The following is a 15,679-nucleotide window of genomic DNA, read 5'->3' as shown; positions in this document are numbered from 1 at the left end:
GCTGTGCCCGGCCGGGCCGGAACCACGGACGAAGGACGCGGCGCCCAGGCGGGCCGCACACCGAGAAGGATGCCGCACACCGAGAAGACCGAGAAGGGGGAACCAGTGCGTGTTCTTGCCTTGGGGGCCCACCCGGACGACATCGAGCTGCTGTGCGCCGGCACTCTCGCCCATTACGCGGGCCAGGGCGCGCGGGTCACGGTCGCGATCTTCACCGACGGCGCGCTGGGCTCCGGCGCCCCGACCCCCGCCGGGACGGCGGCCCTGCGCGAGGCGGAGGCGAGGCGTGCCGCGGACGTCCTGGGCGCGGAGCTCGTCTGGCTGGGGCTGCCGGACGGCTTCCTCTACGACACCCGCGAGACCCGGACCCGTACCGTGGACGTCCTGCGCCGCGCCCGGCCGGACATCGTCTTCGCCCACCATCCCGACGACCAGGCGGCGAGCCGACTGGCGGCGGCCGCACGGCTGCTGGCCCGCGAATCCGCGCTCGCCACCGGGCACCCCGCCACCACCGCGGTGCCGCCCCTCTTCTACCTGGACACCCTGGCCGCCACGCACGGCGCCCCGGATCTGTGGGTCGACATCACCACGACCATGGATGTCAAGGAAGCCATGCTCACGGAACATCTGAGCCAGAACGCGGCCAGACGTGCCCGCAAGGGCAGCGATTTCGTCGATCTGGCGCGGCAGCAGGCGGCGCGGCGCGGACGGCAGGCCGACGTGCGCTATGCGGAGGCGTTCAGCTGTGCCCCCGCCCACCCGGCCACCACCGCGGCGGACCTGACGCCGCCCGGCATCACGGTCCCGTACCGTCTCGCATCCGCGTCCACATCTACATCTGCATCTGTTCCGAGGGGCCGCGACGCCCCCGGGCGCGGGCGGGGGGCGGCGGCACGTTGAACCGGACGCCGTCGCGGGGGCTGCGGCGGGCGGGAGGAGACCGACGTCCATGGGCAGTACGCAGAAGGAGACCGCGCGGCGCCGGGGCGCGACGGCGCTCTACGCCGTCTTCTTCATCAACGGCCTGGTGCTGGCCGGCTGGGCTCCGCGCATCCCGCAGATCAAGGCGGACCTCGGCCTGACCGAGGCCGAACTGGGTCTGGCGCTGCTGGGCGTGGCGCTGGGTTCGCTGCCGGCCATGGCGGCGGCGGGCGTCCTGGTCAACCGGTTCGGCAGCCACACGGTCGTCCGTATCACCGTCGTCTGGTACGCCGCCTCCATCGTGCTGCCCGGACTCGCCCGGAACCTGGCCGGGCTCGTCGCGAGTCTGACGGTGCTCGGGGCGGCGGTGGGCTCGCTCGACGTGGCGATGAACACGCACGCGGTGGAGGTCGAGCGCGGCTCCGGCCGTTCCCGGATGTCCTCCTTCCATGGTCTGTACAGCGCGGGCGCACTGGCGGGCGCGCTGCTCGGCACGGCCTGCGCGGCGCTGGGGCTGACCCCTCTGGCCCAGTTCGCGGGCACCGCCGTGGTGACTGCCGCGACTGCCTGCTTCGTAGGCGGCGCACTGCGCCCGGTGCCCCGTCAAGAGCTCCCGCCCCACCGGAACCACCCGTCCCATCGGAACAGTCCACACCGCCGGAACGATCAGCCCCGTCGGGTCGGCCCGTACCGCCGTCGTCCGCGCGCGGGGCGGTTGCCCCTCCGCCTCCTGCTGCTCAGCGCGTTGGGCCTGTCCGTGCTGATGATCGAGGGGGCGATGACCGACTGGGGCAGTGTGTACCTGGCGGGCTCGCTGCACGCCGGGCCGGGGGTGGCCGGGACGGGCTACGCAGTCTTCGCACTGGCCATGATGGCGGGACGGCTCGGCGGGGACCGGGCGGCCGGGCGCCTGGGACCGGCCAGGACGGTGCGTTACGGAGCCGTGCTGAGCGGATGCGCGGCGCTGACCGCTCTCGCGGCCGGGGACCCCGTGGTGGCGGTGGCGGCGTATGGGGTCGTGGGGCTGGGAATCGCGGCCTCCTTTCCGCTGGTGGTCAGCGGAGCCGGGCGCTACCCCTCCGGTACGAATCGAGCGGATGACCCATACAGCTCTCGTAGCACGCCTGGCACGGCCGTGGCCACCGTCACCTCGACCGGCTATCTCGCCTTCCTCGCGGGACCGCCGCTGATCGGCTCGTTGGCATCCGCCGTCTCCTTGCGCGCGGCCCTGCTGGTGGTGCCGGCGCTGGCGGTGACGGCGGTATGCCTCGCCCCGCTGCTCGGCGCCGGGCCGGACCGCGGGCAACCCACCGATGAGCACTGAACTACCGTGACGTTTCACCGGAGTTGCACGGAACAGGAATTGAATCATGCATACAGTCGCTCTGTTCGACCTGGACGGAACCCTGGTCAACTCGGAGCCGCGCAGCCGCGCGGCGTGGTCCCGCCTCTTCCGGCGCCACAAGGTGCCCCACGACGACGCCACGCTGCGCGCCTTCGCCGGACGCCCGGGAAAGGAGGCGCTCGCCGACCACCTCCACTCCTTCCACGGGCACACGCTGGACGAGCTGTACGAGGAGGTGGTCTCGTACTCGTCGCACCCCGACCTGCCCGTCGCCGAACCCGTAGCCGGAGCCCTGGAACTGCTGGCACGGCTGAGACAGCAGCACGTCCCACTGGGCCTGGTGACCTCGGGCCCCCGCGACTACGCCCACGCCGAACTCGGCAACCTGGGCGTACTGGACGCCTTCGACGTGCTCATCACCTCCGACGACGTGACCCGAGGCAAGCCCGACCCACAGGGCTACCTCGCGGGCTGCGCCGCACTCGACGCGGAACCGGCCCGAGCCGTCGTCTTCGAGGACGCCCCCGCCGGCATCCGCGCGGCCAAGAGCGCCGGCATCTTCTGCGTCGGCCTCACCACCACGCAGTCCCCCGCGGCACTGGCCGGAGCAGACGTGATCATGGCTGATCTGACCCAGGTCACGTGGCCGATCCTGTCGACACCGAAGCCCGGACCGGGCGAGCCGCGGCCCGTGGGCTGACGAAGACGAGCAGAAAGCGCGCCCTCCGGCGGCTTCCGAGGGGGCAGTACGCACGCTGTTGCCAACGACGTCGGACTCGGCGCTCCGCTGTTTCCGGCATAGCACGGCTGTCCTGATGCCGTCTGCGACCCGCAACTACGAACGAGTGGGGTGCCGTGGAGGAATCAGCCCTGATAACGCCACAAGCGCGTAGCCGCCTTGTCGTGCGTTTCGGGTCAGGCGTTGCGGCCTGGTGTGACCGGTTGCCGGAGCTCGTTGATCAATTAGCGGCTCGCTGGAACCTGGCCGTCCTCGGGGCGGGTGGAGGCGGCACTTCGCGGGTGTTCCGCTGCACACGGCAGGGTGGTGGGACTGCATGGCTGAAGCTCACTCCCGACCTTGAGATCGCCGCCGCGGAAGCGGAGGCGTTGCGTGCCTGGGCCGCCACGCCGTCAGTGGTCGGCCTGCTGGCGGCGGATCTGGCCGTGGGAGCCCTGCTGCTGGAGGACGTGCGGCCAGGGGTACCAATGCGGCAGATCCCCTGGGGACTGCCGGAGGTCGCGGGGCTGCTGCGGGCACTGCGCGTGCCCGTCCCTGCTCTCGGGCGAGGGTCCGTACTGCGGCCCCTGGCGCACCGAGTGGACTTCCTCTTCGAGCTCACCGACCGCCGGTTGTCGAGCGCAGGCCTGAGCGGGGCGTTCGCCCCGGCGGTGCTCGACCGCGCTCGTACGGCTGCCCTGGATCTCGCCGGCAGCGGCACGGTAGGACTCGTACATGGTGATCTTCATCCGGCCAACGTGCTGTCCGGGCCCGGCCGGCGCATCGTCGCGATCGACCCCCGACCCGCTCTGGGCGACCCCGACTTCGATGCCGTGGACTGGGTGATGGCGGGGGTGCGGGAGTTCGCCGAGCTGGAGCGGAACGTCGAGGAGCTGACTGCACTGGTTCCCGGCCAGTCCGCCGCTCGCGTACTGGCCTGGTGCCGCGCTGTCGCCGTCCTCGACGCGGCCTCCAGGCTCTGTGCAGGGCGGAACGACGCCGAGTCACGGTTCCTCGTGGCTCTGGCTCATAGCTGAAAGTGAATGAGACGGACGGTGACGCAGGGGCGCGTTCGGCTGCCGGGCCGCCCTCGGTGGGCGGTGTCGGCAGAGGGCGGCGGCGCCTGATCGGCTGAGGCCGCCGCCGGCGCCAGCATGCCGCGCCGCGGGCCGTGTCACCGGCCGCGTGCGGCTACGGCGTCGAAGAACCGCACTACCTTCGGCGCCGCCGCCTTGAACGACCCGACGTGATCGACGTTCCCCTGGTCCATCACCGGCGCCCGCGTCCCGTGGTCGGCCAGTTGCGCGGCGCAGCTGGTCGCGTTGCCCATCGGTACGTCCGTGTCGCCCGAGGCCGCGTACAGGCGTACCGGTACGGCCGGCCCCCAGTCGCAGGTGTGGTCGGCGGCGCGCATCGCCTCCAGCAGGCCCCCGGTGGGGTGCTGCATCTTCGCGCGGAAGGCGGGGGTCAGCATCTTCTCCACCGTGGCGGGCAGCGCCTTGAGGATCTCCTCCTCGCTGTGCTCGCCGTCGTACAGTTCCTCGACGCGGCTCGCGTACGGCGCGCGGAACGCTTCGGCCGGGGCCTTGTACAGCGGATGCAGGCGGTTCTGGGCGACGAGCCAGTACGAGGTGTAGAGGACGCCGCTGGTGTCGTTGACCCGGCCGTCGAACAGCGCCGGGATCTCCTGTCCCTCCAGGTCGTACGGGCCGCTGATCGGCGCCAGCGCCTTCAGCCGGAAGTGCCGGTCGGCTCCCCCTTGCAGGGCCCGCCCGAGCGCCATCGCGGCCTGGCCGCCCTGGGAGAAGCCCGTCGCGTAGACGTCACCGGTGAGGGTGCGGCCGAGGCGGTCCGCCGCCGTACGGGCCGCCCGCAGCATGTCGACCGAGGCCGTCACCGCGGAGCGGGTGTCCATGTACGGGTGGCGGCCGGGTCCTTCGCCGAGGCCCAGGTAGTCGGGCGCGGCGACCGCCCGTCCGGCGCTCGCGTTCAGGTAGGAGGAGATGCGGCCGGGGCCGTCCTCCACGGAGGGCGCGTAGGAGCGGTTGACCATCGTGCCGTGGGTGTCGGCGACCACGTCGAGGCGGTGGCCGAGGCGGTGGCCGCCGTCGGCGGGAAGCGTGAACAGGCCGGTGGCCGTGGTGGGCCGGCCGTGGGAATCGACGGTCCGGTACGTCAGTCGGTACGCCCGTACTCCGTATCGTACCGAGTCGGGGGCCGTCCCATGCTCGACGAGGAACCGCCTGACCTCTGCGGCATCGCGGGCGGCGACGGGCGTGACGGAGATCAGCGTTCCGCGGGAGGCATCGGCGTGCTGCGCTGCGCGGGCCGGCCCGGCGGGTACCGGCACGGAGGCGGCGGGCGCCGCGACGGCCGGCGCGGCGGCGACCGCGGCCAGCAGCAGGGCCCCGGCAGCGGCGATACCTCGCCCCTTCCGCCAAGTACGGCTGTTCCGGGAGGACTCGGGGGGCTTGTACGTCTCATCTCTCATGCTCCGGACGCTACGGACACGCCGGTCGCCCCGACATCCGAGAACCCCCCGGAATCGGGGTGGTCCTGATGCCACCCCACCAGCGCGCTTTACTCCGCGGGGAGTTGGGACAGAAAAGAACGCACAGCGGCGGCGAACTGCTCCGGAGCGTCGCGGTGCACGACATGTCCGGCGGGAAGTTCGGCCAGCTGGGCCCGGCCGGCCCGGCGGGCGATCATTTCCCGGGCGTGGTCGTGCGTCAGTACCTCGCTCTCCGTTCCCCTGATCAGCAGGGTCGGGCAGTCCACCGATTCCCAGTCGCTCCAGTATTCGCCGGTGAGGGCTTTGTGGGACAGCACGGTGTGGTCGATGTCGAACGAGTACCCCCAGCCGTCCTCGAACTGACGGAACGAACACTCGAGATAGGGCGCCGTCGCACCGAGTCCCGAGACCAATGCCTGGCGCGACGGTGCGTTTCGCGGCAGTCGCGTCACCAAAGACCAGTCGGCGTTCACCACGGCACCGATGTCCTCGACGATCAGAGCGGTGACCTGCTCCGCGTGCCGGGCGGCGTATTGATAGGCGTTCACGCCGCCCAGGGAATGGCCGACCACCGCCGCCGGACCGATTCCCAGGTGCCGGTGGAATGCCGCGATGTCAGCGACGTAGTCGGTCCGTTGATAGCTCTGGGCGCGGTCGGACTCACCATGGCCACGCTGGTCCAGAGCGATCACCCGCCATCGCGGCGCCAGCGCCTCGGCCAGCGGAGCGAACGTCGACGCCTCGTTGTAATGCCCGTGAAACGCCAGCAGCGGGATGCCCGCACCACCGAAGTCCAGAAACGAAAGCCGCCGCCGATCAACCGTGCAGAACTCACGCATATGCGCATGCTAGGCGCTCTGGCGGGAGGCCGGTACGCCGCCGGCGCCACGGTCGATGGCTGCGAGGCTGCGACCCCGGCGAGCCGTCCGGCGCAAACCAGTAGAGCACTGCCGGATGCACGGCAGCTCGCGGGCGGTAGGCCCCCTGCCGGGGCACTCCATCTGGTCGCCGGGATCCCGTCCATAATGGTCCGGTCCCATTTCCATCGATGTTCCCTTGTCGTCTTCTCGATGCGGAGTCTTGAATGCGCCGTTTCCTCTCCCCATTCATCGCCCTATGCTGCGCGCTGCTCGGCATAGCCGGCCTGGTCGTGGGTCTGCCCGGTGGGCAGGCCCAGGCCGCCGCCGGGCCGCCGCCCTCCTCGACAGGGCAGAGATGGACGCTCCAGTCCGTGGCGAACGGCAAATACATATCCGCCGAAATCCACGACAGCGGCAACGACTACGGCAAGCTGCGCGCCCGTTCCGACAGCGCCGGCTCGTGGGAGCGGTTCACCCTGCACAGCGATGACGGCGGCAAGACCGTATCGCTGCGCTCCGAGGCCAACGGCGACTACGTGTCCACCGAAATCAAGGACCAGGGAAACCACAGCGGAATGCTGCGCGCCCGTGGCACGCACCTCGGGTCCTGGGAGCGCTTCGTCCTGAACCGCGCCGCCGACGGGACCTACACACTGCGGTCCCAGGCCACCGGGAAGTACGTATCCGCCGAGATCGACGGTACGGGCGGCGACGCGGGGCTGCTGCGCGCCCGCTCCGCGACGGCCGGATCCTGGGAGCACTTCCGGCTCCAGAAGGACGGCGGCGTCAGCTCCGGTACGGACGCCCCGGCCCATCCGACCCCCGCGAACAGCGTGCACGTCATGGAGTGGAACGTCTGCGCCAACAACAACGGCGACGCCGCCTGCCGCTTCTACCGCTCGACGGCCGCGCCGCTGGCCGACGCCGTCGCCCAGCGCGCCAAGAAGACGTCCGCGGACGCGGTGCTGCTGGAGGAGTTCTGCGAGAAGCACGCCCAGCCGGTCGAGCAGCGGCTGAACGAGGTCACCGGGCGCGGCTGGGCCGTACGGTTCGCGCCGATCCAGCTCCTCGTCGACGGGACGGGCGGCGCGGTCGCCGCGCAGAAGCAGTGCCACGCCGACAGCACCGGCGCGGACCGGGGCTCGTACGGTGTCGCCCTGGCCGTACCGGACGAGAACACCTGGTACGCCGCCTACCCCCTCCCCTCTCCCCCGGGCAAGGAGCAGCGCACCGCCCTCTGCGCCACGGCCCCGTCGCTCGCCGTCGACTTCTGCGCCGCGCACTTCAGCACGGGCGGCGCCAAGTGGGATGACCCGGACGGCAGTTACCGCAGGGCGCAGGTGCAGACGATGCTGAAGGCCGTCGACAAGCCGGGCTACCGCGCCGTCTTCGGAGGCGACTTCAACACCTCACCGCCGGATGCCGAGGACGGTGACGGGCCGGCGGACGTGACGGTGCCGTTCTACGACCGTTTCCAGGAGTGCGACCAGTCGGCGGCGGGCGGCAGGCGCGACGGCACGATCACCAACGGCAGGCTGAAGCTCGACTACATCTTCGGGCCGCAGCAGGCTACGTACCGCTGCGGCGTGACGGAGACGGGCCTGTCCGACCATAAGATGCTCGACGCCACCATCTCCTTCGGCTGAGGATTTGGGGCCTTGGGGCCGCTGTGGCGTCGCAGCAGCGACGCCACAGCGGGCCCCTCACCCACCCTCTGAATTCCATCCCCTCAATTCGCCTCCGGCCCGAATCGGCGCTTGTACGCCGACGGCGTGATGCCCGTCTCGCGGCGCAGCAAGGCGCGCAGATTGGCGGCGGTGCCGAGCCCGCTGCGCCGCGCGACCAGCTCGAAGCGGGCCTCGCCCCGCTCGATCAACCTGCACGCGAGGGCGAGCCGTTCCGCTGTGAGCCAGGCCAGCGGCGTCGTACCCAGCTGCGCCTGGAAGCGGCGGTGCAGGGTCGCCGGGCTCACCGCCGCATGCGACGCGAGGTCGGCGACGGTGAGCGGTACTTGAAGGCGTTCCTGGGCCCAGGCCAGGACAGGCGCCAGGGACTCGTCGGGCAGGTCGGGCATGGGCCGTTCCACGAACTGCCGCTGCCCGCCGTCCCTGTGCGCCGCGAAGACCAGCCGTCGGCTCACGGAGTTGGCGATCTCCGCGCCGTAGTCGCGGCGGACCACATGCAGCCCGAGATCGAGGGCGGCCGCGCTGCCCGCGGCGGTGAGGATGGAGCCGTCGTCCACGAACAGTACGTCCGGTGCGAGATGGACGGACGGGAAGCGGGCCCGGAAGTCGTCCGCCCACTGCCAGTGCGCCGTGGCCCGGCGGCCGTCGAGTACGCCGGCCTCGGCCAGCGTGAAGGCGCCGCTGCAGAAACCGATCAGCCGCGCGCCGCGCGCGTACGCCCGTCGGACGGCGTCGAGTACGGCCGGGCGGCGGGGCACCTCGATGTCGGGGCGGTTGGGGACGATCAAGGTGTCCGCCGTGTCGGCCGCTTCCAGGTCGGCGACGCCCGTGAGCGTGAAGAATCCGTCCCGCATCGGGGTGTGGGGCTCGGGGGAACAGAGCCTGAAGTCGTAGAGCTCGCGGCCGAGCTCCGGTCGCCGCAGGCCGAAGATCTCGATGGCACAGCTGAGTTCGAAGGGGTTCGAGTTCTCGTCGACGATCACGACGACGCGGTGCGGACCGTCCGCCGAGCATGACGCTTCCTGCGAGGGTGATGCGTACGGCGCATGCGAGGATTCTTTCGTCATGTGCGATTCCTAGCACTCGTGCCCCTTCGCCACACGACTCAGGATGGGCGCATGAACAACGAACCCCTGCACCTCAGCAAGGCTCTGGCCTCCTTCGACGCTCTGTGGAGCCCTCGCATCGTCGAGCGGGTGAACGACTATGACGTCCGCATCGCAAAGGTCGAGGGCGAACACGTCTGGCATGTCCACGACGACACTGACGAGTTCTTCCTCGTACTCGACGGAGAGCTCCGCATCTCCCTGCGCGAATCCGCCGGGGAACGCACGGTCGTACTCCCGAAAGGCGCGGTATTCACCGTCCCCCGCGGCACGGAACACAAGCCGCATTCCCCCTCCGGCGCGGCGATCCTCCTGTTCGAGCCCACCGGGACGCCGACGGTCGGCGATCGCCACGATGAGGTCCCGGACCATGTGGATGTGACGACCGGACACGCCCTCAGCATGTGAGCCGGGGACGGGGCGCCCTGGCCCCATTCGGTACGGTCCTGCGCGTGCCCTGTACTGTCGCGGACAGTCGTCGGGCGATTCCTGAGGTTGATGGCTCAGGAAGCGAGAAATGGTGGGATTTCGTAGATGGGCCAGCCGGATCCGCATCTCCAACAGCATCCGCAACCGCACCCCCCTCCGTATCCCCATCCGCCGAACTTCGCACGCCTGGCCCGGTACGGGGCCATTTCCACGCGCTTGTCGCTGCTGAGCGACCGTCGGCTCGGCGACGCAGTGGCCGCCGCGACTCCCCTCGGGTCCGGGATAGGGGGGCGGTCGGCGGAGATCAAGGTCGATGGGGCCGGAGTCTTCGTCAAGCGCGTCCCTTTGACGGACATCGAGCTGCGGCCGGAGAACGTACGGTCGACGGCGAACCTCTTCGGGCTGCCGATGTTCTATCAGTACGGGGTGGGCTCAGCGGGTTTCGGGGCCTGGCGCGAGCTGGCCGTGCACACGATGACCACCAATTGGGTTCTCGGGAACCAATACGAGGGCTTTCCCCTGATGTACCACTGGCGGATCCTCCCGGACTCCCCTCCCCAAGGGTTCGCCGATGAATTCGGCGGTATCGAGGGAGCGGTCGCGCACTGGGAGGGCTCGTCGGCCGTGCGGAGGCGGTTGCAGGCCATCGGCCGGTCCTCCTCCAGCCTTGTGATCTTTCTGGAACACATACCGCGGACGCTCGACGCGTGGCTGGGCGAACGGAGAGCGGGCGCTCCGGAAGACGCGGACGGACCGGCGTACGCATGGGCCGAGGAGGCTCTCCTGCGCGGCGCCGCCTTTATGAGTTCCCGCGGCCTCGTCCACTTCGATGCCCACTTCCGCAACGTCCTGACCGATGGCCGGTCGATCCATTTCGCGGACTTCGGTCTCGCCCTCAGCTCCGGGTTCGAGCTCTCCCCGGAAGAGGCCGAATTCCTTTCCCGGCATCGCATGTATGACGCCCGCTACATCGCCGCCCATCTGCTGCGCCACCATCTGCCGGACGGCGTACGCGGCGGCGCCGAGCACAGCGCGTTTCTGCGGAATTGGCTCGCGGGGGAAAGGGCCGCCGTCGACCTTTCACCCGAGATCGCCGCGATCATCGACCGACATGCCCGGAGTTCCCTGGTGCTGGACCGATTCCACCGCCGCCTCCTCACCACGAGCAAGCGGACTCCGTACCCGGCGGCCGAGGTGGAAAGGGCCGGGGCGAGCGGCCTTTCGGTGCGATAGGCCAGGCACCGCAGGGCTACGCGGAACGCGGGGCGGGCAACGACCTCCCCAAACGTACGAGCGGGGAGGCGGCCATGAGCGCCGGGGACAGCAGCATCCCCGCGGCCGTCGCCAGCAGGCTGGTGCGCAGCCCCCATTCCTGCGCGAGGAAACCGCCGAGCAGGGAGCCGAGCGGGGCCAGGCCCATGCCGGCGAATGTGATCGTCGCGGCGGCGCGGCCTTGCATCGCGTCCGGGGTTACGGACTGCCGGACGGCCATGACCGTGACCGACACCAATTGGCTGCCCGCGCCGAATACGAAATTGACCGCCAGGAGCACGGAAACCGTCACCGCGGAGGAGTCGTGCAGTACGGGCACGCAGAGAAACGCCCCATCGCCCGACGCGGCCGCGGATATGAGCACCACACCGTAACCGAATCGGCTCGGCAGACGGGCCGCCAGCATCGAGCCCAGGAGCGCTCCCGGCCCCATCGACGCGAGCGCCAATCCGACGGCGGTTCCTGAGAGGTGCAGTTCTCGCGGCAGAAAGAGCAGATAGACGGTCATCATGGCTGCGAGGGAGAACTGAAAGGCCGCCGAAGCCAGGCATACGGTCCGCAGCGAGGTGTCGCCGGCGACGCATCGCAGACCTTCGTGGATGCGCCGCCACACCTGGCTGAGGCGTCCTGAGTGGCTCGCCGGGATCGTTTCGCGGCGGCCAATCCGTCGGATCGACAGGAACGACATCGCGAAGAACAGCGCGCTGGAGGCGGCGGCGACCGGGGCCGACAGCAGCGACACCAACGCGCCGCCGAGGGCGGGGCCGCCGGTCTGCGCCGCTGACCTGCTGCCTTCGAGGGCGCTGTTGCCCCGTACCCATTGGTCCCGCGCCACCAGTCGTACGAGAGATGCCTGATACGCCACGTCGAAGAACACGGACAGCGTCCCGACAGCGAAGGCGACCACGAACAGCGCGGTCAGCCCGAGCCGCCCGAGGAGACCCGCCACGGCGGCGGCCCCCAGCGCCAGCGCCCGTCCGGCGTCCGCCAGCACCATCACTCTCCGCGCCGACCACCCGTCCACCCACGCACCGACGAAGAGCGAGAGCAACAAGGCCGGCGCCTGTCCCACCGCACGAAGGACGCCCAATTGGCCGGCGCCGGCGTCGAGCGTCAGGACGGCGAAGAGCGGCAGCACCACCAGACACGTGTGTTCGCCGAGCTGGGAGGAGGTCTGTCCCACCCAGAGTCTGCGGAAGTCGAGGTTCCGCCACAGGTTCGAGGGAACAAGGCGATCGGAATCGGACACGGGAGAGGAGGCCGACGAGGCGGATGGCACGGGAACCCCTGAGGTTGCTGAACACGAGCCCGCCACCGCCCGGGCGCACGAAGACGCACCGACGGTTCAGGCGGGAAAGGCTCGCTGTGCCGCAACAGCCGCGATGTCTGGAGCAGCACGCGATGACGGGCCGATCACGGCCTACGACGTCAACGCGCGCTCATACGACCGGGCATGCCTCAGCTCCTCACGGGTCACTCGCTGCGTCTGGACATTAGCCTTCCGGAGCGCGGCGGGGAAGGCCGTTGTGGAGGGGCGTGGAGGGAGTACGGCCGACCGCGCCAGCGACGTCGTCCACGCCCTGCCGACGGCTCAGCGCGGGTTGTGGTCCCCGGTGAACCCGTCGATCGACTCGCGGAGGATGTCCGCGTGTCCCGCGTGCCGGGCGACTTCTTCGAGCATGTGGATGAGCACCCAGCGCAGCGAGACGGCAGCGCCGCCGAAGAACGCGTACGCAGTCCCGACGGCGTCGATGTCGAGGCTCTCGATGGCCTCGTCCGCAGCGGCTCGGGCACGGGCGTAGAAGTCGAGGATGTCCTCGGTCTTCTCATCGTCCGCGATGTGCCAGTCGGACGCCCCGTCGCCTTCGACCTGGAACGGTAGGGGCTCGTCGTCGCGGCCGAAGGTCAGGCAGAACCAGCCGAGTTCGGTGCCTGCGAGATGTTTGACCAGCCCCAGCAGACTAATAGTCGACGGGGTTACCGGACGGCGTAGTTGGTCGTCGTCAAGGTTTTCGAGCTTCCATAGCACAGCGTCGCGGTGACGATCCAGAGCGGCATGCAAGCTCTCCTTCTCACCGCCGGTGAACGGCACATGTTTGACCATCCTCTGAGCCTATTTGACCAAGGCGGTGTCCAAACCTGCTCCGTGCGAGGCCCCATGCAACTCCTGACGCGGGACATCATCCGACGGAGCGATGCGCCACGACATACGTCTGCTGAGAATGAGGGTCGTGAAGGCTTCAAGAACATCCAGCCGCATGTCCTTGTTCGTAGCCGTCGTAGCCGTCATGGCCGTTCTCGGGCTCGTCGGTTCCTGTTCCGGTCCCGGCAGTGCGCCGCACGCCCGCAAGGGCAGTCCTGGTTCGATCGCGGGCGGAACCGTCGAAGTGGAGCAGGGGCGGTTGAAAGGGGTCGTGGGTGGTGGGGCCGCCGTGTTCCGCGGGGTTCCCTATGCCGCGCCGCCGACCGGGAGGCTTCGGTGGGCTCCGCCCGTCGCCGCGCGGTCGTGGGTGGGGACGCGCGACGCCACGCGTACGGGCGCCGCGTGCCCACAGCTCGACGGTGCGGGCAAGCCCGCGGCCAAGACCTCGGAGGACTGCCTCCATCTCAATGTCACCGTCCCGACCGGGGGCGGAGCCGCGAAGCCGGTCATGGTGTGGCTGCACGGCGGCGGGTTCAACACGGGCAGCGCGAACGACTACGACCCGACGAGCCTCGCCCGCGAGGGCGACGTCGTCGTGGTCGGCGTCGATTTCCGGATCGGCGTCTTCGGCAACTTCGGGCTGCCCGGCATGGCCGGCGCGGGCGACTTCGGTCTTCTCGACGAGCAGGCCGCGCTGCGCTGGGTGCGTGCGAACGCCGCCGCTTTCGGCGGCGACCCGCGCAATGTCACGGTGTTCGGCGAGTCCGGCGGCGGGGTGGGGACGTGCGGGCTGCTGACCTCGCCCGCCTCCAAAGGGCTGATCGACAAGGCGATCATGCAGAGCGGGTCGTGCATGCTCGACTGGCCGGCGGGCGGGCTCGGACTCGGCGCTCCGGCCGGATCGTTCTGGCAGCCGGTCGAGCAGGTCGAACGGGCCAGCAGCGACGCGGCGGCCAAGCTCGGCTGCACCGGCAGGCCGGACAAGGTGACGGAGTGCCTGCGCGCCCTGCCCGCCGAGAAGGTCTACGGGTCCGGGGCCGGCTTCAACGCGGCCGCTGTCGGCACGCCCGTACTCCCGGAAGATCCCGGCGACGCGCTGCGCGCCGGCAGGTACCTGCGCGTGCCGACGGTGTCCGGGCACACCCACGACGAGGCCAGGGCCATCGCCGGCGTCGCCGATCTGCTGGGCGACCCGATCACCGACGAGCGGTACCGGGAGCTCGCCCGTACGGCCTTCGGCCGCCGCGCGGGCGACGTCCTGGGCCGCTATCCCGCGCAGGACTACCCCTCGCCGGCCCTGGCCTGGTCGGCCATGGACGGGGACCGGGTGTTCATCTGCACCCAGCTGAGGGCCACCGCCGCACTGGCGGCGCACGCGCGCACCTATGCCTTCGAGTTCGCCGATCCCAAGGCGCCGTCCTACGAACCGGCCTCACCCGCGGTGCCGCCGGGCGCCTCCCACGCCTCCGACCTCAACTACCTCTTCGACCACGCCGGAGGTCAGCCGGCCGAACTGAACCCCGCCCAGCGCGCACTGAAGAAGGCCATGATCGGCTACTGGACCCGCTTCGCCCGCACCGGCGACCCGAACGGCGCCGGAGCGCCCGTCTGGCGGCCGTGGCACGGGGAAGGCCAAGGTACGTCCCTCTCGCTCGCCCCAGGAACGGGAAAGATCACCCCCGTTGACGCCAGGGCCGAACATCACTGCGCGTTCTGGTCGACCGTTCCCAAGTGATCCGGCGTCGCTGACGGGACACGCCCACATCCGGGGGTACGGCCCGGGCCGCGGGCAGGCGACCGAGAGGCCTGCCCGCGGCCCGGCCACCTCGGGAACGCGCAGGGGCGTCGGCCGGTCCGTACCGCGCTACTCCCCCGCGTCACTCCAAAGGACCTCGCCGTCCACCACGACGTCGAACGGGTTGAGACCGAGCGCCCGTGCGATGCCCATGGAGGCGTCGTGTCCCGGGTGGATGTACGCGACCAGTTCGGCCACTCCTTGTGCGCGCAGCCAGCCCGCCATGGCGAGTGCTCCCTCGCGTCCGTAGCCGTCGCCCTGGTAGTCGACGCCGATCACCCATGCGAGCGACGCCTCAAGGATTCCGGACCCCGGGCGGCGGCGCAGCGTGGCCTGCACCGTGCCGACCAGTCGCCTGTCGGAGGTGCGGCGCAGCATCCAGTTCAGCCATCCCTGTGTGCCGTCCGGCGACCGGCCTTCGCACTGGCGGCCGTACCGCGCTTCGAGCTGGGCGGGTGAGTCGGGCGCGCCGCCTGTCCAGGCGTGGAGTCGGACATCGTCGAAGAGCGTGACCGCTTCACGCGCGTGTTCGACGCGGAGTGGTTCCAGGGAGAGGCGCGGTGTGGCCAGGGGAGCGGCGGCGGGCCATGGCGTAGTAGCGGGCATCGGCGCACCATAGCCCGGCCCCACCTTCGAGTGAACTGAGCCGACTGCCAATGGAGTTGGCGCGGGCCGTGCGTCGCCGATCGCGACCGTCGCCGTTCGCTGTCGTCACCTGCCCGTGCATCGGGGCGCGAGAGCGTCTGAGCCCCGCTGCGGAAGGGCGGATCTCTGCCCGCGTCAAGCCAGTTGGGCCGCCCCTCCCCCGCGAAGCGCGGCGCCGGGCGCCGCCGGGCGGCGCGTCACGGCTTGGGGCGAGGGGCAGCGTGTCGGCGGGTAAAGAGCTGGCAATG

Annotated in this window: 14 protein-coding genes; 8 read left to right on the top strand and 6 right to left on the bottom strand. The window is 70.6% G+C overall.

Features of this window, described 5'->3' with window-relative positions; translation table 11 throughout:
* Window positions 1–105 precede the first annotated feature (105 nt).
* The 4 genes from AB0I49_RS21130 (at window position 106) to AB0I49_RS21115 (ending at window position 4,021) form a co-directional block, all read left to right on the top strand.
* Entirely contained in the window at window positions 106–900 is a 795-nt protein-coding gene (locus AB0I49_RS21130; RefSeq protein WP_363228549.1) for a PIG-L family deacetylase, read from the top strand.
* A 49-nt stretch (window positions 901–949) separates the two neighbouring features.
* A complete protein-coding gene (locus AB0I49_RS21125) occupies window positions 950–2,245 on the top strand; it encodes an MFS transporter (protein WP_363228548.1) in 1,296 nt (431 codons plus the stop codon).
* Window positions 2,246–2,291: 46 nt separating this feature from the next.
* Window positions 2,292–2,966 (top strand): HAD family phosphatase, encoded by a 675-nt coding sequence (locus AB0I49_RS21120; RefSeq protein ID WP_363228547.1) that lies wholly within the window; start codon window positions 2,292–2,294, stop codon window positions 2,964–2,966.
* 155 nt (window positions 2,967–3,121) lie between these two features.
* A complete protein-coding gene (locus tag AB0I49_RS21115) occupies window positions 3,122–4,021 on the top strand; it encodes an aminoglycoside phosphotransferase family protein (RefSeq protein ID WP_363228546.1) in 900 nt (299 codons plus the stop codon).
* Window positions 4,022–4,158: 137 nt separating this feature from the next.
* Here AB0I49_RS21115 and AB0I49_RS21110 read toward each other — a convergent pair whose 3' ends face one another.
* The gene (locus AB0I49_RS21110; protein ID WP_363228545.1) at window positions 4,159–5,475 is read right to left on the bottom strand and encodes an alpha/beta hydrolase; all 1,317 of its coding nucleotides are present in this window, start codon (window positions 5,473–5,475) and stop codon (window positions 4,159–4,161) included.
* An 89-nt stretch (window positions 5,476–5,564) separates the two neighbouring features.
* Entirely contained in the window at window positions 5,565–6,335 is a 771-nt protein-coding gene (locus tag AB0I49_RS21105) for an alpha/beta hydrolase (RefSeq protein WP_363228544.1), read from the bottom strand.
* Between the two features lie 245 nt (window positions 6,336–6,580).
* On the opposite strand from AB0I49_RS21105, the gene AB0I49_RS21100 reads away from it, so the two are divergent.
* Window positions 6,581–8,002, top strand: coding sequence for an endonuclease/exonuclease/phosphatase family protein (locus AB0I49_RS21100; RefSeq protein WP_363228543.1), 1,422 nt, complete (start codon window positions 6,581–6,583; stop codon window positions 8,000–8,002).
* 83 nt (window positions 8,003–8,085) lie between these two features.
* Here the strand turns inward: AB0I49_RS21100 and AB0I49_RS21095 are convergent, their stop codons facing one another.
* The gene (locus AB0I49_RS21095) at window positions 8,086–9,108 is read right to left on the bottom strand and encodes a helix-turn-helix domain-containing protein (protein WP_363228542.1); all 1,023 of its coding nucleotides are present in this window, start codon (window positions 9,106–9,108) and stop codon (window positions 8,086–8,088) included.
* A gap of 51 nt (window positions 9,109–9,159) precedes the next feature.
* Here AB0I49_RS21095 and AB0I49_RS21090 point away from each other — a divergent pair, with 51 nt between their 5' ends.
* Both AB0I49_RS21090 and AB0I49_RS21085 read left to right on the top strand, forming a co-directional pair.
* A complete protein-coding gene (locus AB0I49_RS21090; RefSeq protein WP_363228541.1) occupies window positions 9,160–9,555 on the top strand; it encodes a cupin domain-containing protein in 396 nt (131 codons plus the stop codon).
* A gap of 237 nt (window positions 9,556–9,792) precedes the next feature.
* Window positions 9,793–10,809, top strand: a complete 1,017-nt coding sequence (locus AB0I49_RS21085; protein ID WP_363228540.1) for a protein kinase family protein — start codon at window positions 9,793–9,795, stop codon at window positions 10,807–10,809.
* Window positions 10,810–10,825: 16 nt separating this feature from the next.
* On the opposite strand, the gene AB0I49_RS21080 is transcribed toward AB0I49_RS21085, so the two are convergent.
* Window positions 10,826–12,127, bottom strand: coding sequence for an MFS transporter (locus tag AB0I49_RS21080; protein WP_363228539.1), 1,302 nt, complete (start codon window positions 12,125–12,127; stop codon window positions 10,826–10,828).
* A gap of 312 nt (window positions 12,128–12,439) precedes the next feature.
* A complete protein-coding gene (locus AB0I49_RS21075; protein WP_363228538.1) occupies window positions 12,440–12,952 on the bottom strand; it encodes a DinB family protein in 513 nt (170 codons plus the stop codon).
* 154 nt (window positions 12,953–13,106) lie between these two features.
* Between AB0I49_RS21075 and AB0I49_RS21070 the strand changes: the two genes are divergently transcribed.
* Window positions 13,107–14,726 carry a carboxylesterase family protein gene (locus tag AB0I49_RS21070; RefSeq protein WP_363228537.1) on the top strand — a complete coding sequence of 540 codons (1,620 nt, stop codon included), beginning with the start codon at window positions 13,107–13,109 and terminating at the stop codon, window positions 14,724–14,726.
* A 129-nt stretch (window positions 14,727–14,855) separates the two neighbouring features.
* Here the strand turns inward: AB0I49_RS21070 and AB0I49_RS21065 are convergent, their stop codons facing one another.
* Window positions 14,856–15,392: a GNAT family N-acetyltransferase gene (locus tag AB0I49_RS21065; protein ID WP_363228536.1), complete on the bottom strand. Its 537-nt coding sequence runs from the start codon at window positions 15,390–15,392 to the stop codon at window positions 14,856–14,858.
* Between the last annotated feature and the right edge of the window lie 287 nt (window positions 15,393–15,679).

The sequence above is a fragment of the Streptomyces sp. NPDC050617 genome, from assembly GCF_040654795.1.
Taxonomy (GTDB): domain Bacteria; phylum Actinomycetota; class Actinomycetes; order Streptomycetales; family Streptomycetaceae; genus Streptomyces.
Note: the sequence above shows the minus strand (reverse complement) of the source record. Positions and strands in the feature narration are given on the sequence as shown.

Coding starts and splice junctions, on each gene's coding strand:
- AB0I49_RS21125 (WP_363228548.1), top strand. CDS start 950: ATGGGCAGTACGCAGAAGGAGACCGCGCGGCGCCGGGGCGCGACGGCG.
- AB0I49_RS21120 (WP_363228547.1), top strand. CDS start 2,292: ATGCATACAGTCGCTCTGTTCGACCTGGACGGAACCCTGGTCAACTCG.
- AB0I49_RS21110 (WP_363228545.1), bottom strand. CDS start 5,475: ATGAGAGATGAGACGTACAAGCCCCCCGAGTCCTCCCGGAACAGCCGT.
- AB0I49_RS21105 (WP_363228544.1), bottom strand. CDS start 6,335: ATGCGTGAGTTCTGCACGGTTGATCGGCGGCGGCTTTCGTTTCTGGAC.
- AB0I49_RS21100 (WP_363228543.1), top strand. CDS start 6,581: ATGCGCCGTTTCCTCTCCCCATTCATCGCCCTATGCTGCGCGCTGCTC.
- AB0I49_RS21095 (WP_363228542.1), bottom strand. CDS start 9,108: ATGACGAAAGAATCCTCGCATGCGCCGTACGCATCACCCTCGCAGGAA.
- AB0I49_RS21090 (WP_363228541.1), top strand. CDS start 9,160: ATGAACAACGAACCCCTGCACCTCAGCAAGGCTCTGGCCTCCTTCGAC.
- AB0I49_RS21075 (WP_363228538.1), bottom strand. CDS start 12,952: ATGGTCAAACATGTGCCGTTCACCGGCGGTGAGAAGGAGAGCTTGCAT.
- AB0I49_RS21070 (WP_363228537.1), top strand. CDS start 13,107: ATGTCCTTGTTCGTAGCCGTCGTAGCCGTCATGGCCGTTCTCGGGCTC.
- AB0I49_RS21065 (WP_363228536.1), bottom strand. CDS start 15,392: ATGCCCGCTACTACGCCATGGCCCGCCGCCGCTCCCCTGGCCACACCG.